Here is a 16,219-nt window from a genome sequence, read left to right as displayed (position 1 = left end):
TCAATGTGAAATGGGCTGAAACCGATTTCATCTCTATGGAAAACAAGCGATTTTTTCATTTTTTCGACGCTTTTTTATCTCCCAATGAAAATGTAACAGAAAGCAATGAAATATGTGCGGTTGCTCATACTATTACATACTCGTTACAGAAAGAGATTGATAATTCGCGTCGCGAAAAATAGTCTATTCATTGTAGTCACTGAGGTTTTCTTGGCGCTACTTTTTTAATTTTTGTTTTTTCGCTGTCCGCTTATATCGGCAGCATTTTTATGTCAAAGAGGATTAACATATGCGTACGTTTAGTGGCAAACGTAGTACGCTGGCGCTGTCTATCGCCGGTATCACAGCAATGTCGGGTTTTGTTGTCGCTCCGCAGGTACACGCCGAAGGATTTATTGATGACTCAACCTTAACCGGCGGCATCTATTACTGGCAGCGTGAGCGTGACCGTAAAGATGTGACCGATCATGACAAATACAAAACCAACCTTTCTCACTCCACCTGGAACGCTAACCTCGACTTCCAGTCCGGTTATGCGGCCGATATGTTTGGTATTGATATCGCAGCATTTACCGCTATTGAAATGAACGAAAGTAGCGAAAGCGGCCATCCAAACGAAATCGCATTCTCTTCCAAAAATAAAGGCTATGACGAGGATTACTCCGGCGATAAGAGCGGGATTAGCCTTTATAAAGCAGCAGCTAAATTTAAATACGGCCCAACCTGGGCGCGTGCCGGTTACATTCAACCAACCGGGCAGACTTTGCTGGCACCGCACTGGAGCTTTATGCCAGGTACCTATCAGGGGGCTGAAGCCGGTGCCAACTTCGACTATGGTGATGCTGGAGCACTAAGCTTCTCCTATATGTGGGCTAACGAATATAAAGCGCCGTGGCACACCGAAGTCGATAAATTCTATCAGGCTGATAAAAAGACCAGCGTTGATTACCTGCATTCAATCGGCGCGAAATATGACTTCAAAAATAACCTGTTACTGGAAGCGGCATTTGGTCAGTCTGAAGGCTACGTCGATCAGTACTTCGCCAAAGCCAGCTACAAATTCGATTTAGGCGGTAACCCGTTTACTACCAGCTATCAATTCTACGGCGCACGTGACAAAGTTGACGATCGCACCGTGAACGATATTTATGACGGCACGGCCTGGCTGCAGGCGCTGACCTTCGGTTATAAAGTAGCGGAAGTGGTCGACCTGCGTCTGGAAGGCACATGGGTTAAAGCAGATGGGCAGCAAGGCTACTTCCTGCAGCGTATGACCCCGACCTACGCCTCATCAAACGGTCGCCTGGACGTGTGGTGGGATAACCGTTCTGACTTCAACGCCAACGGCGAAAAGGCAGTCTTCTTCGGCGCAATGTATGACCTGAAGAACTGGAACCTGCCGGGCTGGGCAGTGGGCGCGTCCTACGTTTATGCATGGGATGCCAAACCCGCTACCTGGCAGCTCAACCCGGATGCGTACTACGACAAAAACCGCACTATCGAAGAATCTTCTTACAGCCTGGATGCGGTCTACACCCTGCAGGATGGTCGTGCGAAGGGCACTATGTTTAAACTGCACTTCACCCAGTACGACAACCATTCAGATATTCCGAGCTGGGGTGGTGGTTACGGCAACATCTTCCAGGATGAGCGTGACGTGAAATTCATCGTTATTGCTCCGTTCACTATCTTCTAATGCCAATAGCGGCAGGCCGGGCGCCTGCCGCCTCGTTGAGGAACGTGCTATGAAAAAACTGATACTCATCGCCGTTATGGCATCAGGGCTGGTGGCTTGTACGCAATCCCCTGCACCGAAAGAAGACAGCCGTCTGAAAGAAGCCTACAGCGCGTGTATTAATACCGCTCAAGGATCGCCGGAAAAAATAGAAGCCTGCCAAAGCGTGTTGAATGTACTGAAGAAAGAAAAACAGCACCAGCAGTTTGCCAATGAAGAAAGCGTACGCGTGCTGGATTATCAGCAGTGTATCCAGGCTACGCGCACGGGTAACGATCAGGCCGTTAATGCTGATTGCGATAAAGTCTGGCAGGAAATTCGCAGCAAGAATGCCGCACAGTAATTCAAAAAATGAAAAAGACAACGGGCGGAGAATTTTCCGCCCGTTTGCATTTCAGAGCTTATTTTCCACTGGTTGATAACCCCGACTTAGCCGGACAAACAGCATTGCCGTGGCGGCGAGTCCGCAAAGTGCCGCGCACATCAGCCACCATCCCGGTGAGCTTTTGTCCCCGGTTAGCTGAACCAGTGCCGTGGATATGACCGGCGTTAGGCCGCCAAAAATCGCCGTGGCAAGACTGAATGCCAGTGAAAAGCCCACCGTACGCACATAGACCGGCATCACCTCGGTGAGTGCGGCTACCATTGCCCCGTTATACATACCAAAAAAGAATGAGAACCAAAGCAGGACCAAGGTCATGCGTGTAAAATCTGGTGCGGCGGTGAGCCAGTGCATTACCGGCCAGGTGGTGATCAGAGCGAGTACGGTAATCCCCATTAACACCGGACGACGACCAATTCGGTCAGAAATTGCCCCGCCAATGGGCAGCCAGATAAAGTTAGAAATACCGACCAGCATGGTGACCACCAGGCTGTCGCGAGCGCTCAGGTGGAGTACAGCCCTGCCGTAGGTCGGGGTGTAGACGGTGATGAAGTAAAATGTCGTTGTGGTCATCGCCACCAGCAGCGTACCTGCAGCGATAAGACGCCAGTTTTTGACGATAGTGGTGAAAATATCCCGAGTGTCGGGGCGGTGCGTGCGTTGTAAAAATGCGTCTGTTTCCTGCAGCGAGCGGCGGAGCACGAAGATCAAAGGAATAATCATGCAACCAATAAAGAAGGGAATGCGCCAGCCCCATTCCGAGATCTGATCGTGTCCCAAAGTGGCGTTCAGACCGTAACCAATCAGCGCCGCTACCACAATGGCGACCTGTTGACTGGCCGACTGCCAACTGGTGTAGAAGCCTTTATTGCCAGGCGTGGCGATTTCCGAAAGATAAACCGAGACACCGCCTAACTCTACGCCTGCAGAAAATCCCTGTAATAATCGTCCAAGTAATACCAGCACGGGAGCCAGCAGGCCAATACTGTGATAGCCAGGTACAAGGGCTATCAGCAGGGTACCGCAGCCCATAATCGCCAGCGTCACCATCAGGCCTTTACGACGACCAATTCTGTCGATGTAAGCACCCAGCACAATGGCGCCAACGGGTCGCATTAAGAAACCCGAGCCAAAAACGGCGAAAGTTAACATTAGCCCGGCAAATTCACTCTCCGCGGGAAAGAAGGTCTTTGCAATATAGGTGGCGTAAAACCCGAACAGAAAAAAGTCGAACTGTTCGAGAAAATTACCGCTGGTTACCCGCAGTATTGCGCCGAAAGTTCCGGCGCGCGATGGTTGTTGTGTCATTGGGTTTGCTCCACTGTCTTATCATAATATTTATAGAGGTAAGAGTGTGCGGGTTAGTTGTCTGTGACCCCCGCCTGTTTGCCGCGCCGTTTCTCAATCGCCCACTTGAGTAAGGCTGCGCAGCGGTAAAATCCATGGGCAAATTTTCCGTAAGGAATGGTCAGAAAGAGCGCCATGACCACGCCGAGGTGAATGGCGAGCAAAATAGCCATCCAGGACGAGTCTCTTCCTGCCAGCAGGGCTAAACCGGTCAGACTGGTCAGCAGCAGCAGCAAAATAAAACCGCGATCCATCGGTTTTTGCCGTGCGTCGCCATGTAGCGGTGAACGCTTGAGATTGAGCCATAGCAAGCCAGCCGGGCCGACAACCAGGCCAATGCCGCCTAACGTGCCCAGCATGACCGGAACGCTGAAGAACGGATAGGGTGCTTCTATACCTGCGAAATAGTGATAGCCCGTCGCCACCACGGTGGCGGCAAAGCAGAGCAGAAAACCGTAGAAAGTGAAGTGATGAAAACGGCGGCGCATCAGAGTGAAGGCATCATCTGCTTCATTACAACCTTTACCGTGCCCACCATCGAGATACTTTAGTGTCAGCGCATCGTGTGAAGCTTCAGCAATTTCGACGGAACGTGGCATACCGGGAGAAATCTCGCGCCAGAAGCGGATAACGCCCGCCATCAGCAGACCTATCGCCAGAATAAATACCGAACCAAACATCCAGGCCAGCAGGTTATGCGGGAAAATTTGGTAGAAATCTCCGGCCAACGGAGGATGGAGTAACGAGCCTTTTAACCCCATGGCGAGCAGTAAAAACAGGATCAGACCGAAAACCAGCGCCAGCGTCACGGTGACGCCTGCGCGACGATAAAGCGCGCCAAAGGCCGCGGGTTGTGCGTAGTGCTGATAGGTTTCAAGCCGGACTTCTGCCATCGCCTTCGGCACGTTGATGGCAAACTCATGAGGCGGGGCATACTGACAGGCGTGCAGGCAGGCACCGCAGTTATGGCACAAGTTTGCCAGATAATTGATATCCGCTTTACCGAATTCCAGGCGCTGCGTCATTGCCGGGAACACGGCGCAAAATCCTTCACAATAGCGACAGGCGTTGCAGACCTGCATCACGCGTTCAACTTCCGCTTCCGGTTCGGTGATAATTTGCGCGTCGATAATCAGTTTCTCAAGCTGCCTCATGACGAGTCTCCTTACGTGCGGCCAGCGCGGCTTCTTTTCCGGCAATACGGCCAAAAGTGGTACCGATTGACATGCCCACGCCTGCGGTGTAGCCCTTGCCCAGCACGTTGCCCGCCATCATCTCTCCGGCGACGAACAGGTTGCGGCTTGGCTGCCCGGCAAAGTGTACGGCAGCGCGTTCATTTACTTTTAACCCGAGATAGGTGAAAGTGATCCCTGGCCGCAGGGCATAGCCGTAGTAAGGCGGCTGGTCCAGTGGTCGCGCCCAGTGTGTCTTCGCGGGGGTTAACGCTTTTGTCGTGCAGTTATCCAGAATGGTATGGTTGAACTGGCCGGGCTGGCAGGCGTTGTTGTACTCCGTCACGGTGTGGGTAAAGTGTTCGCCATTCAGCCCCAACTGATGAGCCAGTTCCGCCAGCGTATTGGCCTGTGCGCCAGGAAAGACCGGAGGCATGAAGTGGCCGATGGCTTTACTGTCGATAATGGAGTAGCCAATCTGCCCGGGCTGTTGGGCGACCAGTCGTCCCCAGATGGCGTAGCGTTTGGGCCAGAAATCTTCGCCTTCATCATAAAAACGCTCAGCGTCACGGTTGACGACTATGCCGAGCGAAACACAGTCCACGCGGGTACAAATCCCGCCGTCATATAATGGCGCTCTGGCGTCAATGGCTACGCAGTGTGACTGGGAGGGTTCGCCGATGATGTCGGCTCCGGCATCGATCATAAATTTGAGCAGTACGCCCTGGTTAAAGCGCGTGCCGCGAATCAGAAAGTTATCTGCAGGCCATTCGCCGCGCTCGTTCTCTCCCCACGCTTCTCGCAGCCATTCGCGGTTTGACTCAAACCCGCCCGCGGCAAGCACGCAGGATTTAGCTGTGATGCGCTCTTCACCTGCCAGCGCCGCCACGAACTCGCCATTACGCAGTTCAAGCGCCTGAACGGGGGTGTTATAGCGGATCTGCACTCCCAGTTTTTCTGCGCTGCGATAATAGGCATTCACCAGGGCCTTGCCACCGCCCATAAAAAAGGCGTTGGTTCGCGCCACGTGTAAAGCGCCAGAGAGAGGAGGTTGAAAATTGACGCCGTGTCGGCGCATCCAGTCGCGACACTGTGAAGAGGTGCGGATCACCAGACGAGCCAGGGCTTCGTTGGTATTTCCTTCCGTGACGCGCTGCAGATCTTGCCAGAACTCCTCTTCCGGATAGCTTTCCACCAGCACATCCTGCGGTGCATCATGCATACAGCGCAGGTTACGCGTGTGTTGGGAATTTCCCCCACGCCATTCCCGGGGAGCCGCTTCGAGTAGTAAAACGGAAGCGCCTTGCTCCCGGGCGGTAAGGGCAGCGCATAAGGCAGCATTGCCACCGCCAATCACCAGAACATCAACCATCGTATACTCCATTACCATTTAACTAATTGTTAAATTTGTAATTAAAATGTATGCGAACGGCTTGTGCGGGCGCTATGACGTAGTGCTAAAGAGGGCTTTAGTTATTGTAAAGGATGGCGCCTGGCCAGCGTCCTGCTTCCACCAGTTGATGCATCACTTTCGTCAGCACCACGCGGGCTGCGAGGCCCGCCGGGGTGAGCTCATCGTCAGAGAGGCTCACCAGAAAGTTGGGGCGGCTAAGTATCGGATTATGGACGCCGATCACTCTTAGCGTCTCTTTATCGAGATGGGAAATCGCCGCTCCGGGTTGAAGAGTGGCGCCAATGCCACTGCGCACGGCGCGCATCAGCAGCGCCAGACCATCAATTTCTGTAGCGATCTCAATGTTCAGCGAGTGTTCCTGACAAATTGCTTCCAGCCTGCCGCGCAGACCGTGGCCTGGGCTGGGCATTATCAATGGAATACTCGCCAACTGGGCTGGGGCAATATTGTCATCGGTAATATCAGCCAGTAGGGCATGGGTCCCAATCAAAAACAGCCGTTCTTCGAGAATCGGTCTGGCACTCCAGCGCAGGATCTTTTCTTTTTGAAACACCACAGCCAGATCAATCTGTCGGGTATTAATCATCCGTTCCAGATTACCAGAGAGACTTTCCACTACATGCAGGCGAACATCGCTATAGCTTTCCCGCATGGCGTGAATAAAAGGCATACCGAGAACTGAAGCGGTACTGGGAGCCATGCCGACGCTGACGTGCCCGGAAAGCCGGGATTCACGCGCGGCGAGGATTGCATCGTCTGCGTGACGGAGCGCCAGCTGCGCCTGGGAGTAAAAAGCCAGTCCGGCGCTGGTGGGGGTCACGCCTCGCGAAGTGCGCTGCAGCAGGCGAATAGCGAGTTCGTTTTCCAGACGCGACATTTGCTGGCTGAGTGCCGAAACCCCGATATTGAGATCGAGCGCCGCGCTACCCATGCTGCCGGTTTCTACAATGCGCACAAAATAGCGTAGCTGGCGAAGTTCCATTTCGACTCTCCGGAAGGGGGCAATTGATTTTTACATTAAAGCAACACAGGAGCGGAGGGAAGGGGAAAAGGGCAGGTAACGCCCATAAAAAAAGCCAACCGGATGGTTGGCTTTTCAGAAAGCATTACATTATTTGCCGTCGTGGGCGTGCTCATCTTCGCGGCAATCGCCTTCGGCACAGTGACCGTAAAGATAGAGGCTATGGTTAGTTAAGCGAATGCCATGTTTAGCCGCAATCTCACGTTGGCGGGCTTCGATGGAATCATCGCTGAACTCGACCACTTTGCCGCAGTCAAGGCAGATGAGGTGATCGTGATGATGCTGTTGAGTCAATTCGAAGACGGATTTACCACCTTCAAAATTATGGCGGGTCACGATACCGGCATCATCAAACTGGTTCAGCACGCGATACACGGTCGCCAGACCAATTTCTTCACCCATATCGATCAGGCGTTTGTATAAGTCTTCCGCACTGACGTGATGGTTATCCGGTTCCTGAAGAACTTCCAGAATTTTTAAACGAGGAAGCGTTACTTTCAGGCCAGCCTTCTTTAATGCGGTATTGTTGTCAGTCATGCGGAATCTGTCCTGTAGCTAAACGATTCACTTCATTAACAGAAGTGACAGAAATTGCACTTGAGATAATGCGATTCATTATAGAACTGCCATGGCTAAATGAAAACTGCAAGTCTCTGGCATATATTGTTAATCAAAACGTGGTATCGCCGACAAACACACTGTGCAACACCCGATTGGCATCCAGCCATTGTACAGGGTCAGACGAAAAAGTTACAAATTTGTAGCAATTATTTTGATTGGTTTTATCTATTGATGCGGCGCAGATGGAAATCTGCGCCACACGAAATCAGGCATTAATGATTTCGTCGAGGTGCAGTTCTTCAGAGATCTGCTTAACCCATTTTTCTACGCGTTCTGCGGTCAGTTCAGGTTGGCGATCTTCATCGATAGCCAGACCGACAAAATGGTCGTCGTCAGCCAGACCTTTGGACGCTTCAAAGTGATAACCTGCCGTTGGCCAGTGACCAACGATGGTTGCGCCGCGCGGTTCGATGATATCGCGAATGGTCCCTAACGCATCGCAGAAATATTCTGCGTAATCTTCCTGGTCGCCACAGCCGAACAATGCAACCAGTTTGCCGTTAAAATCAATGTCTTCGAGGGTAGGGAAGAAGTCGTCCCAGTCGCACTGCGCTTCACCGTAGTACCAGGTTGGGATGCCGAGCAGCAGAATGTCATACCCTTCGAGGTCTTCTTTGCTGCTTTTTGCAATGTCATGAACATCGGCAACGTCTTTACCAAGCTGTTTTTGAATCATTTTTGCGATGTTTTCGGTATTACCGGTGTCGCTGCCGAAAAAGATGCCAGTGATTGCCATGAGTAAAATAACCTCTTGAAACTTATTGAAATGATGGTGGCGCATTGCCCACGGATAAGGGCAATCATAGCAGAACAGTCTGGCATGCGGAAACAGCAAACACGCAGGACTGCACTCTGTGCTACACGATTTATGATTTAGAGCAGAAATTCAGACTATGCCTGACCGCGCAATGCGCTGAGTTGGTTCATCAGCATCTCTTCGATGAGTTCACTGCGACTCATGTTGCGTGCCTCAGCCAGCTCGTTCAGAGCGTCAACGGCATCAGCGTTCAGTTTCAGTTCGACACGCTTAAGCCCGCGAACTTTGTCACGCTTAAGCTGATTACGTTTATTAATACGTAACTGTTCATCACGCGAGAGCGGATTAGTTTTGGGTCGTCCCGGGCGACGCTCCTGCGCGAACAGATCTAATGTCGTACGGTCCGTTTGTTCTTTGGCCATGATCTTGGTGACTTCGGGGAAACAATCAGCCAGGCGTCTGCCCGGATGGATAGCGCGCCATAATACATCAGCAGGGGAGACACGCCAACGCCCGCGCGCGTAATCGCGCGCAGACGCTGAGTTTTTAATCAGTTAGCCTGCTCGCTCAGATAACGACGGATGGCGCGCAGCACCGCCTCCGGTTTTTCGGCATGCACCCAATGCCCGGCGCCTGCTATAACGTGCGCACGAGCTTGTGGGAATTGCGCCAGCAGTTGTTCGCGATACGCTTCGGTAACATACGGTGAGTTGCCGCCTGGGATAAACAGCGCCGGATGCTCCCACGCAGGAATGGTTTCCCAACCGACGATATGCGGATATTGATCCCACAATACGGGAACGTTAAAGCGCCACTCGCCGTCAACAAAGGATTTCAGCAGAAACTGGATAACACCTTCCTCTTGCAGGTGCTGGCGCATGACGCTTGCCGCCTGCTGGCGTGAGGACGCTTGTGCATCGGTTACGGCATTGATTGCCGCAAAAATCTCATCGTGGCGGCGAACATGGTAGTCAACGGGAGCAATGTCGATGGCGACCAGCCGTTCGACACGTTCCGGAGCCAGAGCAGTCAGCGCCATGACGGCTTTTCCGCCCATCGAGTGGCCAATAAAGATCGCTTTTTCGATCTGCCGATCGTCCAGCGTATCCAGCAAATCTTGCGCCATAGCCGGATAATTCATCTCAGGTGAACGAGGGGAGAGGCCATGGTTTCGCATATCGACCTGGATGATGTGGTGGTCGGCTACTAGATCGCGTGCCAGGATCCCCAGGTTATCCAGGCTGCCAAACAAGCCGTGAACCAGGACGATGGGAGAATTATTGTGCAGGTTTTGCGCAGATTGCGCTCGGATATTCAATTTCATGGCAAAGTTCTTTTTTTCACACTCACGGGTTAGGGTATCATGTTGACCATTCTGCCACATGGCTGCAACAACTACGGTTACTCTGAGTTTTGCTGGCCACCAGGCTTGACGCTATCCGCTGTTGGGATTTGCCTTTACACTACGTGTGTTTACCCCGACAACTTGTATTCAGCTAAACACTGCACTGGATTAAGATGAAAACGATTGAAGTTGATGATGAACTCTATAGCTATATTGCCAGCCACACCAAGCATATTGGCGAGAGCGCATCCGACATTTTACGGCGTATGTTGAAATTTTCCGCCGCATCACAGCCTGTCACTCCGATAGTCAAAGAAGTCCGCGCTGTGCAACCTGTCGTGGAAGCCAAGCCGGTTAACCCCGTAAAAGATAAAGTGCGCGCGATGCGTGAGCTGCTGCTGTCCGACGAATACGCGGAACAGAAGAAAGCAGTAAATCGCTTTATGCTGGTGCTGTCTACACTCTATTCACTGGATCAAAACGCGTTCGCCGAAGCAACGGAATCGTTGCATGGTCGTACGCGTGTTTATTTTGCAGCTGATGAACAGACGCTGCTGAAAAATGGTAATCAAACCAAACCGAAGCACGTGCCAGGCACGCCGTACTGGGTGATCACCAATACCAATACCGGCCGTAAATGCAGCATGGTTGAACACATCATGCAGTCAATGCAATTCCCTGCGGAATTGATTGAAAAGGTTTGCGGAACAATTTAATCCTTGCATTAGAAGGACCAGGCAATGGCAATCCACAATCGTGCAGGTCAACCTGCGCAACAGAGTGATTTGATTAACGTCGCCCAACTGACGGCACAGTACTATGTACTGAAACCAACGGCAGGGAACGCTGAGCACGCTGTTAAGTTCGGTACGTCCGGACATCGCGGCAGTGCAGGTCGTCATAGTTTTAACGAGCCGCATATTCTGGCTATCGCCCAGGCGATTGCTGAAGAACGTGCGAAAAACGGGATTACTGGTCCGTGCTATGTGGGCAAGGATACCCACGCGCTGTCTGAACCGGCTTTTATCTCTGTACTGGAAGTGCTGGCGGCGAACGGCGTTGACGTCATCGTGCAGGAAAATAACGGCTTTACGCCAACCCCTGCTGTATCGAACGCTATCCTGGTCCACAACAAAAAAGGCGGCCCGCTGGCTGACGGCATTGTGATCACGCCGTCCCACAACCCGCCGGAAGATGGCGGCATTAAATACAACCCGCCAAACGGTGGTCCGGCAGACACCAATGTCACCAAAGTGGTGGAAGACAGAGCCAACGCGCTGCTGGCGGCCGGTCTGCAAGGCGTGAAGCGTATGTCGCTGGACGCTGCGCTGGCATCTGGTCATGTGAAAGAGCAGGATCTGGTTCAGCCGTTTGTTGAAGGACTGGCTGACATCGTAGACATGGCGGCGATCCAGAAAGCGGGTCTGACGCTGGGTGTCGATCCGCTGGGCGGTTCCGGTATCGAATACTGGAAGCGTATTGCTAAGCACTACAACCTGAACCTGACTATCGTTAACGATCACGTTGATCAGACTTTCCGCTTTATGCATCTCGACAAAGATGGTGCAATCCGCATGGACTGCTCCTCCGAGTGTGCGATGGCGGGGCTGCTGGCGCTGCGCGACAAGTTCGATCTGGCCTTTGCCAATGACCCAGACTACGACCGTCACGGTATCGTCACCCCGGCAGGGCTGATGAATCCGAACCACTATCTGGCGGTGGCGATCAACTACCTGTTCCAGCATCGTCCGCAGTGGGGCAAAGATGTTGCCGTCGGTAAGACGCTGGTGTCATCGGCGATGATTGACCGAGTGGTCAACGATCTGGGCCGCAAGCTGGTGGAAGTGCCGGTGGGCTTTAAATGGTTTGTTGACGGTCTGTTTGACGGCAGTTTTGGCTTTGGTGGGGAAGAGAGCGCGGGGGCATCTTTCCTGCGTTTCGACGGTACACCGTGGTCAACCGACAAAGACGGCATCATCATGTGCCTGCTGGCGGCAGAAATTACCGCAGTGACCGGTAAGAACCCGCAGGAACACTACAACGAACTGGCTGCTCGCTTTGGCGCACCGAGCTACAACCGCCTGCAGGCAAGCGCGACCTCCGCGCAGAAAGCGGCGCTGTCTAAGCTGTCTCCGGAAATGGTGAGCGCCAGTACGCTGGCGGGCGACCCGATCACCGCGCGTCTGACGGCTGCACCGGGCAACGGCGCTTCTATCGGCGGTCTGAAAGTGATGACTGACAACGGCTGGTTTGCCGCGCGTCCTTCTGGTACGGAAGACGCTTACAAGATCTACTGCGAAAGCTTCCTCGGTGAAGAACATCGCAAGCAGATCGAAAAAGAAGCGGTTGAGATCGTCAGCGAAGTGCTGAAGAACGCGTAAACCGTAGGCCGGATAAGACGCTAGCGTCGCTATTCGGCATGAATAATGAAAAAGCCGGACAGCAAATACGCTGATCCGGCTTTTTATATTCAACTTAACGTCATGGCATGAACCGATAACCAATCCCGGTTTCGGTCAGAAAATGACGCGGACGTGCCGGGTCCAGTTCCAGTTTCTGGCGCAGGTGTCCCATGTAAATTCGCAGATAGTGGCTGTGTTCGACGGCGTTTGGTCCCCAAACCTGATTGAGCAACTGGCGCTGCGTCAGTACCTTTCCGGCATTATTCAGCAGTACCGCTAACAGGCGAAACTCAATCGGCGTCAAATGAATCTCTTCATCACCACGATGTACGAGTCGGGCGGCGATATCTACTTTTACGTTGGAAAAATGCACCACCGGCTCGGGAGACGTGCCGCTGGCGTGGCGACGCAATGCCACGCGCAATCGCGCCTGTAGCTCGCCAATACCAAAGGGTTTACTGAGATAGTCATCGGCACCGGCATCCAGGGCGGCAATTTTATCGCTTTCTTCGCTGCGGGCTGAGAGCACAATTACCGGTATCGCGCTCCATTGTCGCAGGTCACGAATAAAATCAATGCCGTCACCGTCCGGCAGACCGAGATCGAGAATGATGAGATCGGGTTTTCGCGTGGCGGCTTCCAGCAGACCACGTTGCAGCGTTTCCGCTTCATATACACGCAGACCATCGGCTTCCAGCGCAGTGCGCAGAAAGCGACGGATAGCCTGTTCATCTTCAACAATCAGTACGTTCGTCACATATCCTCATGAAAATCTTCAAGTTCAGGGGGGATTTCCTGGGGCAGTGTAACACGGAAACATGCTCCTCCCTGTGCGCGATTGTGGACGGAAATTGTACCGCCGTGCACGTCCACAATGGCCTGGCAGATTGCCAGCCCCAGCCCAACGCCCGGTACAGATGACTCTTTGTTTCCCCGGGAGAACTTGTCAAAAACTCGTTGCTCCATTCCCGATGGAATGCCAGGGCCATTATCCCAGACGTCCAGTTGCAGATGCTCGCCATCGACGCTGGCATCAATACCGATTTGCGCCGCTGGACCTGCGTATTTAACAGCGTTTTCCAGCAGGTTAATCAGCACCCGTTCAAATAGCGGGCCATCGACGTGGATCAGCGTCAACGGCGCGGGTAGCGACAAATTAATAGGAGCAGAGAGTCCTGGCTCCAGCATCTGCAGGGCACTGCCGACCACCTCTTCCAGCGTTAACCACTCTTTCTTAAGATTAAAGCCGCCAGACTGAATTCGCGCCATATCCAGCAGGTTATTAACCAGTCGGGTCGTATTCAGGACGTGCTGGCGAATTTCGCTGGCCTGGCGCGCGTGCGGCGATCCTTCACTTGCCAGATCCAGCGTTAAGATCTCTGCCTGACCAAACAACACCGTCAGCGGCGTGCGCAAATCGTGGGAAAGGGCGGCGAGCAGGGCATTGCGAATGCTTTCACGCTCGCTGGCAAACCGGGCCTGCTCTTCGCTGGCGGTGAGCGTCAGGCGTTCCAGCGCACTGGCGACCAGTAAAGTGAAAGTTTCCAGCAGGCGCTGCTGTTCGGGGATCATCAGCTGGCGTAAATTTCCTGGTTCCACAACCAGCAACCCATGCGTTTTGTCGGCGCTTTTTAACGGTAAAATTTGATACGGCACACCCGGTAACGTGTCAGTGCCTGCGCCGGCCGGTTGCCCTTTATCAAAGCTCCATTGGGCAATGGCGTCATCCCACGGTGTCATGCCCTGTTGATGAGTGAGAGGGGCCAGCTTACCGTTCTCACCGGGCAGTAAAACCTGGCTGCGGGCCTGGAACGTTGAGGCAATAAACTGTTCGCTGGTGGCGGCGATATCCTGCTGGCTCCGTCCGACGGCCAGCGCTTTCGACATCTCATATAAATGACGCGTACGCTGTTCACGATAACGCGCTACCCGTGCTTGATAACGCACTCCAGCGGTGAGATTACCGATAACCAACCCTACCGTTAGCATCACGGCAAAGGTAAGCAGGTACTGGACGTCGGAAACGGCCAGCGTACCGCGTGGGGCAATAAAGAAGAGATCGAAGCTGGCAACGTTAATAAAGGTTGCCAGCACTGACGGCCAGCGTCCGTAAAAGAGGGCGATAACCACCACACCCAATAAATAGATCATCACCAGGTTGGCGGCGTCAAAGGCCATCAACCACTGCATGGCAATCAACGTAATGATGGCGCACAGCGCGACGGCAACCACGCAACCCTGAATTTGAACCCGCCACTTATCCTTAAAGGTGCGGCTATCTGCAGTTTGCAGCACAGGGCGCGAAGGTGGTTCGTCGAGCGCAACAATCATCAGGTCGAGATCCGGTGCGCGATGGGCCAGTTTGTCAGCAAAGGAATCACTGCGCCACCAGCGTCGCGTAGTCGGACGTCCGAGGACAATTTTTCCCAGATTATGCTCACGGGCGTAGCGGATTACTGCTTTGTCTTCAGCGGGATCGGAAAGGGTGGCGGTTTCTGCACCCAGCTCCTGGGCTAATCGCAGGGCGCTTAAAATTGCGCGGCGTTGTTTTTCGGGCAGTCGGTGCAGCGCTGGCGTTTCGACATACACTGCATGCCATACGCTGCCGAGGCGCGCTGCCAGACGCGCGGCGGCACGCACGAGCTTTTCGCTGCCGGTGTTGTGTCCAATACACAGCAATATGGCGTCGCGGGTATGCCAGACTTTCTCCTCTCCCGGACGTCCACGCCAGGCACGCATCTGATCGTCAACCCGATCGGCCGTGCGGCGCAGGGCCAGCTCACGTAGCGCGATCAAGTTACCTTTGCGAAAGAAATGCTCGATGGCTCTTTCCGCCTGACCGGCGATATAGACCTTGCCTTCGTTCAGGCGCTGGCGCAAATCGTCGGGGGGAAGATCGACCAGCACCACATCGTCAGCGGCATCGAAAAAAGGATCGGGGACGGTTTCGCGAACCTGAATGCCGGTGACGCCGCTGACCACATCATTGAGGCTTTCCAGATGCTGCACGTTGACGGTAGTAAAAACGTCAATACCGGCTTCCAGCAGCTCTTCAATATCTTGCCAGCGTTTAGGGTGGCGTGAGCCTGGCGCATTACTGTGCGCCAGTTCATCCATCAAAATGAGTGCCGGGCGGCGGGCCAGCGCCGCGTCGAGATCGAATTCGCTGATATGACGACCATGGCGCGCCTTTCGCTTTAGCGGCAGGATGCTGAGACCGTCCAGCAGCGCGGCGGTCTCTTTGCGTCCGTGGGTTTCCACCACGCCAATCAGCACATCTAATCCCTGCGCCCGCAGCCGCTGGGCCTCTGCCAGCATGGCCCAGGTTTTACCGACGCCTGCACACGCGCCGAAGAAAATTTTTAGTTTTCCCCGGTGCGGAGCGGTGGTCTGCTCCAGCAGGCGATCGGGGTCGGGGCGTAAGGGTTCGTTATGCATGTCCTTTTTCTCAGTGCTTATCCAGCGCTAAATTAAGTTCCACTAGGTTCACCACCGGTTGGCCGATAAAACTGACCAACGGCTTTTGCGTGTATTGTGCAACCAGGCGTGTGACCTCTTCAACGCTGAGGTTGCGAGCCTGCGCCACGCGGGGGATTTGCCAGGCCACCGCAGCTGGCGTCAGGTTGTTATCCAGCCCGCTGGCGGAAGCTGTTACCAGCTCTACCGGAACGGCAGGATTTGCCTGCGGGTTAGCGGCACGCAGCGCGGCAATCCGGCTTTGCAGCTGTTTATCCAGTTCCGGGTTGCTGGCTGCCAGATTACTGCCGCCTGAAGCCATTGGATTATAGGGCATTTCCGCTGTGGCTGAGGGGCGTCCCTGAAAATAACCGGCAGCGGTAAACTGTTGCCCAATGAGCTCGGAGCCGCGAACAATCTGACCTTCGCGGAGAAGCGAACCGTTAGCCTGGTGGGGAAACCACCATTGCCCCAGCGCAGTGGTCAGCAGCGGGTATGCCCCGCCGGTGATAAGCATCAGGAAAATCAATGTTGATAATGCAGGACGTAATCCACTCATCTGAAACC

16 protein-coding genes are annotated in these 16,219 nt (G+C 53.7%); 4 read left to right on the top strand and 12 right to left on the bottom strand.

Annotated features, from left to right (window positions below; genetic code table 11):
- The first annotated feature begins 289 nt into the window (after window positions 1-289).
- Complete coding sequence (chiP, locus tag SK39_RS04490; RefSeq protein ID WP_048216700.1) at window positions 290-1,696, top strand: chitoporin ChiP; 1,407 nt, start codon at window positions 290-292, stop codon at window positions 1,694-1,696.
- 49 nt (window positions 1,697-1,745) lie between these two features.
- Window positions 1,746-2,078: a ChiQ/YbfN family lipoprotein gene (locus SK39_RS04485; protein WP_003022817.1), complete on the top strand. Its 333-nt coding sequence runs from the start codon at window positions 1,746-1,748 to the stop codon at window positions 2,076-2,078.
- Between the two features lie 51 nt (window positions 2,079-2,129).
- Here the strand turns inward: SK39_RS04485 and tcuC are convergent, their stop codons facing one another.
- The 9 genes from tcuC to ybfF all read right to left on the bottom strand — a co-directional run bounded on the left by tcuC (window position 2,130) and on the right by ybfF (window position 9,773).
- Complete coding sequence (tcuC, locus tag SK39_RS04480) at window positions 2,130-3,425, bottom strand: MFS transporter (protein WP_048216699.1); 1,296 nt, start codon at window positions 3,423-3,425, stop codon at window positions 2,130-2,132.
- Window positions 3,426-3,478: 53 nt separating this feature from the next.
- Window positions 3,479-4,618: a tricarballylate utilization 4Fe-4S protein TcuB gene (gene tcuB / locus SK39_RS04475; protein WP_003835540.1), complete on the bottom strand. Its 1,140-nt coding sequence runs from the start codon at window positions 4,616-4,618 to the stop codon at window positions 3,479-3,481.
- Window positions 4,605-6,008: an FAD-dependent tricarballylate dehydrogenase TcuA gene (tcuA, locus tag SK39_RS04470; RefSeq protein ID WP_016149788.1), complete on the bottom strand. Its 1,404-nt coding sequence runs from the start codon at window positions 6,006-6,008 to the stop codon at window positions 4,605-4,607. The genes tcuB and tcuA overlap by 14 nt, the downstream gene beginning before the upstream one ends.
- A gap of 97 nt (window positions 6,009-6,105) precedes the next feature.
- A complete protein-coding gene (gene tcuR / locus SK39_RS04465) occupies window positions 6,106-7,032 on the bottom strand; it encodes a tricarballylate utilization LysR family transcriptional regulator TcuR (RefSeq protein ID WP_003835537.1) in 927 nt (308 codons plus the stop codon).
- Between the two features lie 129 nt (window positions 7,033-7,161).
- Window positions 7,162-7,608: a ferric iron uptake transcriptional regulator gene (gene fur / locus SK39_RS04460; RefSeq protein WP_003022836.1), complete on the bottom strand. Its 447-nt coding sequence runs from the start codon at window positions 7,606-7,608 to the stop codon at window positions 7,162-7,164.
- The gene (locus tag SK39_RS27055; RefSeq protein WP_049259739.1) at window positions 7,601-7,687 is read right to left on the bottom strand and encodes a ryhB-regulated fur leader peptide; all 87 of its coding nucleotides are present in this window, start codon (window positions 7,685-7,687) and stop codon (window positions 7,601-7,603) included. The genes fur and SK39_RS27055 overlap by 8 nt, the downstream gene beginning before the upstream one ends.
- A 210-nt stretch (window positions 7,688-7,897) precedes the next feature.
- Window positions 7,898-8,428, bottom strand: coding sequence for a flavodoxin FldA (gene fldA / locus SK39_RS04455; protein WP_003022839.1), 531 nt, complete (start codon window positions 8,426-8,428; stop codon window positions 7,898-7,900).
- A gap of 155 nt (window positions 8,429-8,583) precedes the next feature.
- Window positions 8,584-8,871 (bottom strand): LexA regulated protein, encoded by a 288-nt coding sequence (gene ybfE / locus SK39_RS04450; RefSeq protein ID WP_003022842.1) that lies wholly within the window; start codon window positions 8,869-8,871, stop codon window positions 8,584-8,586.
- 128 nt (window positions 8,872-8,999) lie between these two features.
- Window positions 9,000-9,773, bottom strand: a complete 774-nt coding sequence (ybfF, locus tag SK39_RS04445) for an esterase (protein ID WP_099530268.1) — start codon at window positions 9,771-9,773, stop codon at window positions 9,000-9,002.
- 194 nt (window positions 9,774-9,967) lie between these two features.
- Between ybfF and seqA the strand changes: the two genes are divergently transcribed.
- Window positions 9,968-10,510: a replication initiation negative regulator SeqA gene (seqA, locus tag SK39_RS27050; protein WP_003022848.1), complete on the top strand. Its 543-nt coding sequence runs from the start codon at window positions 9,968-9,970 to the stop codon at window positions 10,508-10,510.
- Window positions 10,511-10,534: 24 nt separating this feature from the next.
- Complete coding sequence (gene pgm, locus SK39_RS04435; RefSeq protein WP_003022854.1) at window positions 10,535-12,175, top strand: phosphoglucomutase (alpha-D-glucose-1,6-bisphosphate-dependent); 1,641 nt, start codon at window positions 10,535-10,537, stop codon at window positions 12,173-12,175.
- A 100-nt stretch (window positions 12,176-12,275) separates the two neighbouring features.
- On the opposite strand, the gene kdpE is transcribed toward pgm, so the two are convergent.
- The 3 genes from kdpE to kdpC are packed head-to-tail and all read right to left on the bottom strand — an operon-like array spanning window position 12,276 to window position 16,211.
- Complete coding sequence (kdpE, locus tag SK39_RS04430; RefSeq protein ID WP_003022856.1) at window positions 12,276-12,953, bottom strand: two-component system response regulator KdpE; 678 nt, start codon at window positions 12,951-12,953, stop codon at window positions 12,276-12,278.
- On the bottom strand, window positions 12,950-15,634 hold the full coding sequence (gene kdpD, locus SK39_RS04425) for a two-component system sensor histidine kinase KdpD (RefSeq protein WP_032938524.1): 2,685 nt from the start codon (window positions 15,632-15,634) through the stop codon (window positions 12,950-12,952). Before kdpD ends, kdpE begins: the two co-directional genes overlap by 4 nt.
- Window positions 15,635-15,644: 10 nt before the next feature.
- The gene (gene kdpC, locus SK39_RS04420) at window positions 15,645-16,211 is read right to left on the bottom strand and encodes a potassium-transporting ATPase subunit KdpC (RefSeq protein WP_003835531.1); all 567 of its coding nucleotides are present in this window, start codon (window positions 16,209-16,211) and stop codon (window positions 15,645-15,647) included.
- Between the last annotated feature and the right edge of the window lie 8 nt (window positions 16,212-16,219).

It is taken from the genome of Citrobacter sp. BIDMC107 (genome assembly GCF_001037575.1).
Lineage (GTDB): Bacteria > Pseudomonadota > Gammaproteobacteria > Enterobacterales > Enterobacteriaceae > Citrobacter > Citrobacter freundii.
This window is presented reverse-complemented; position numbering and strand designations above follow the sequence as displayed.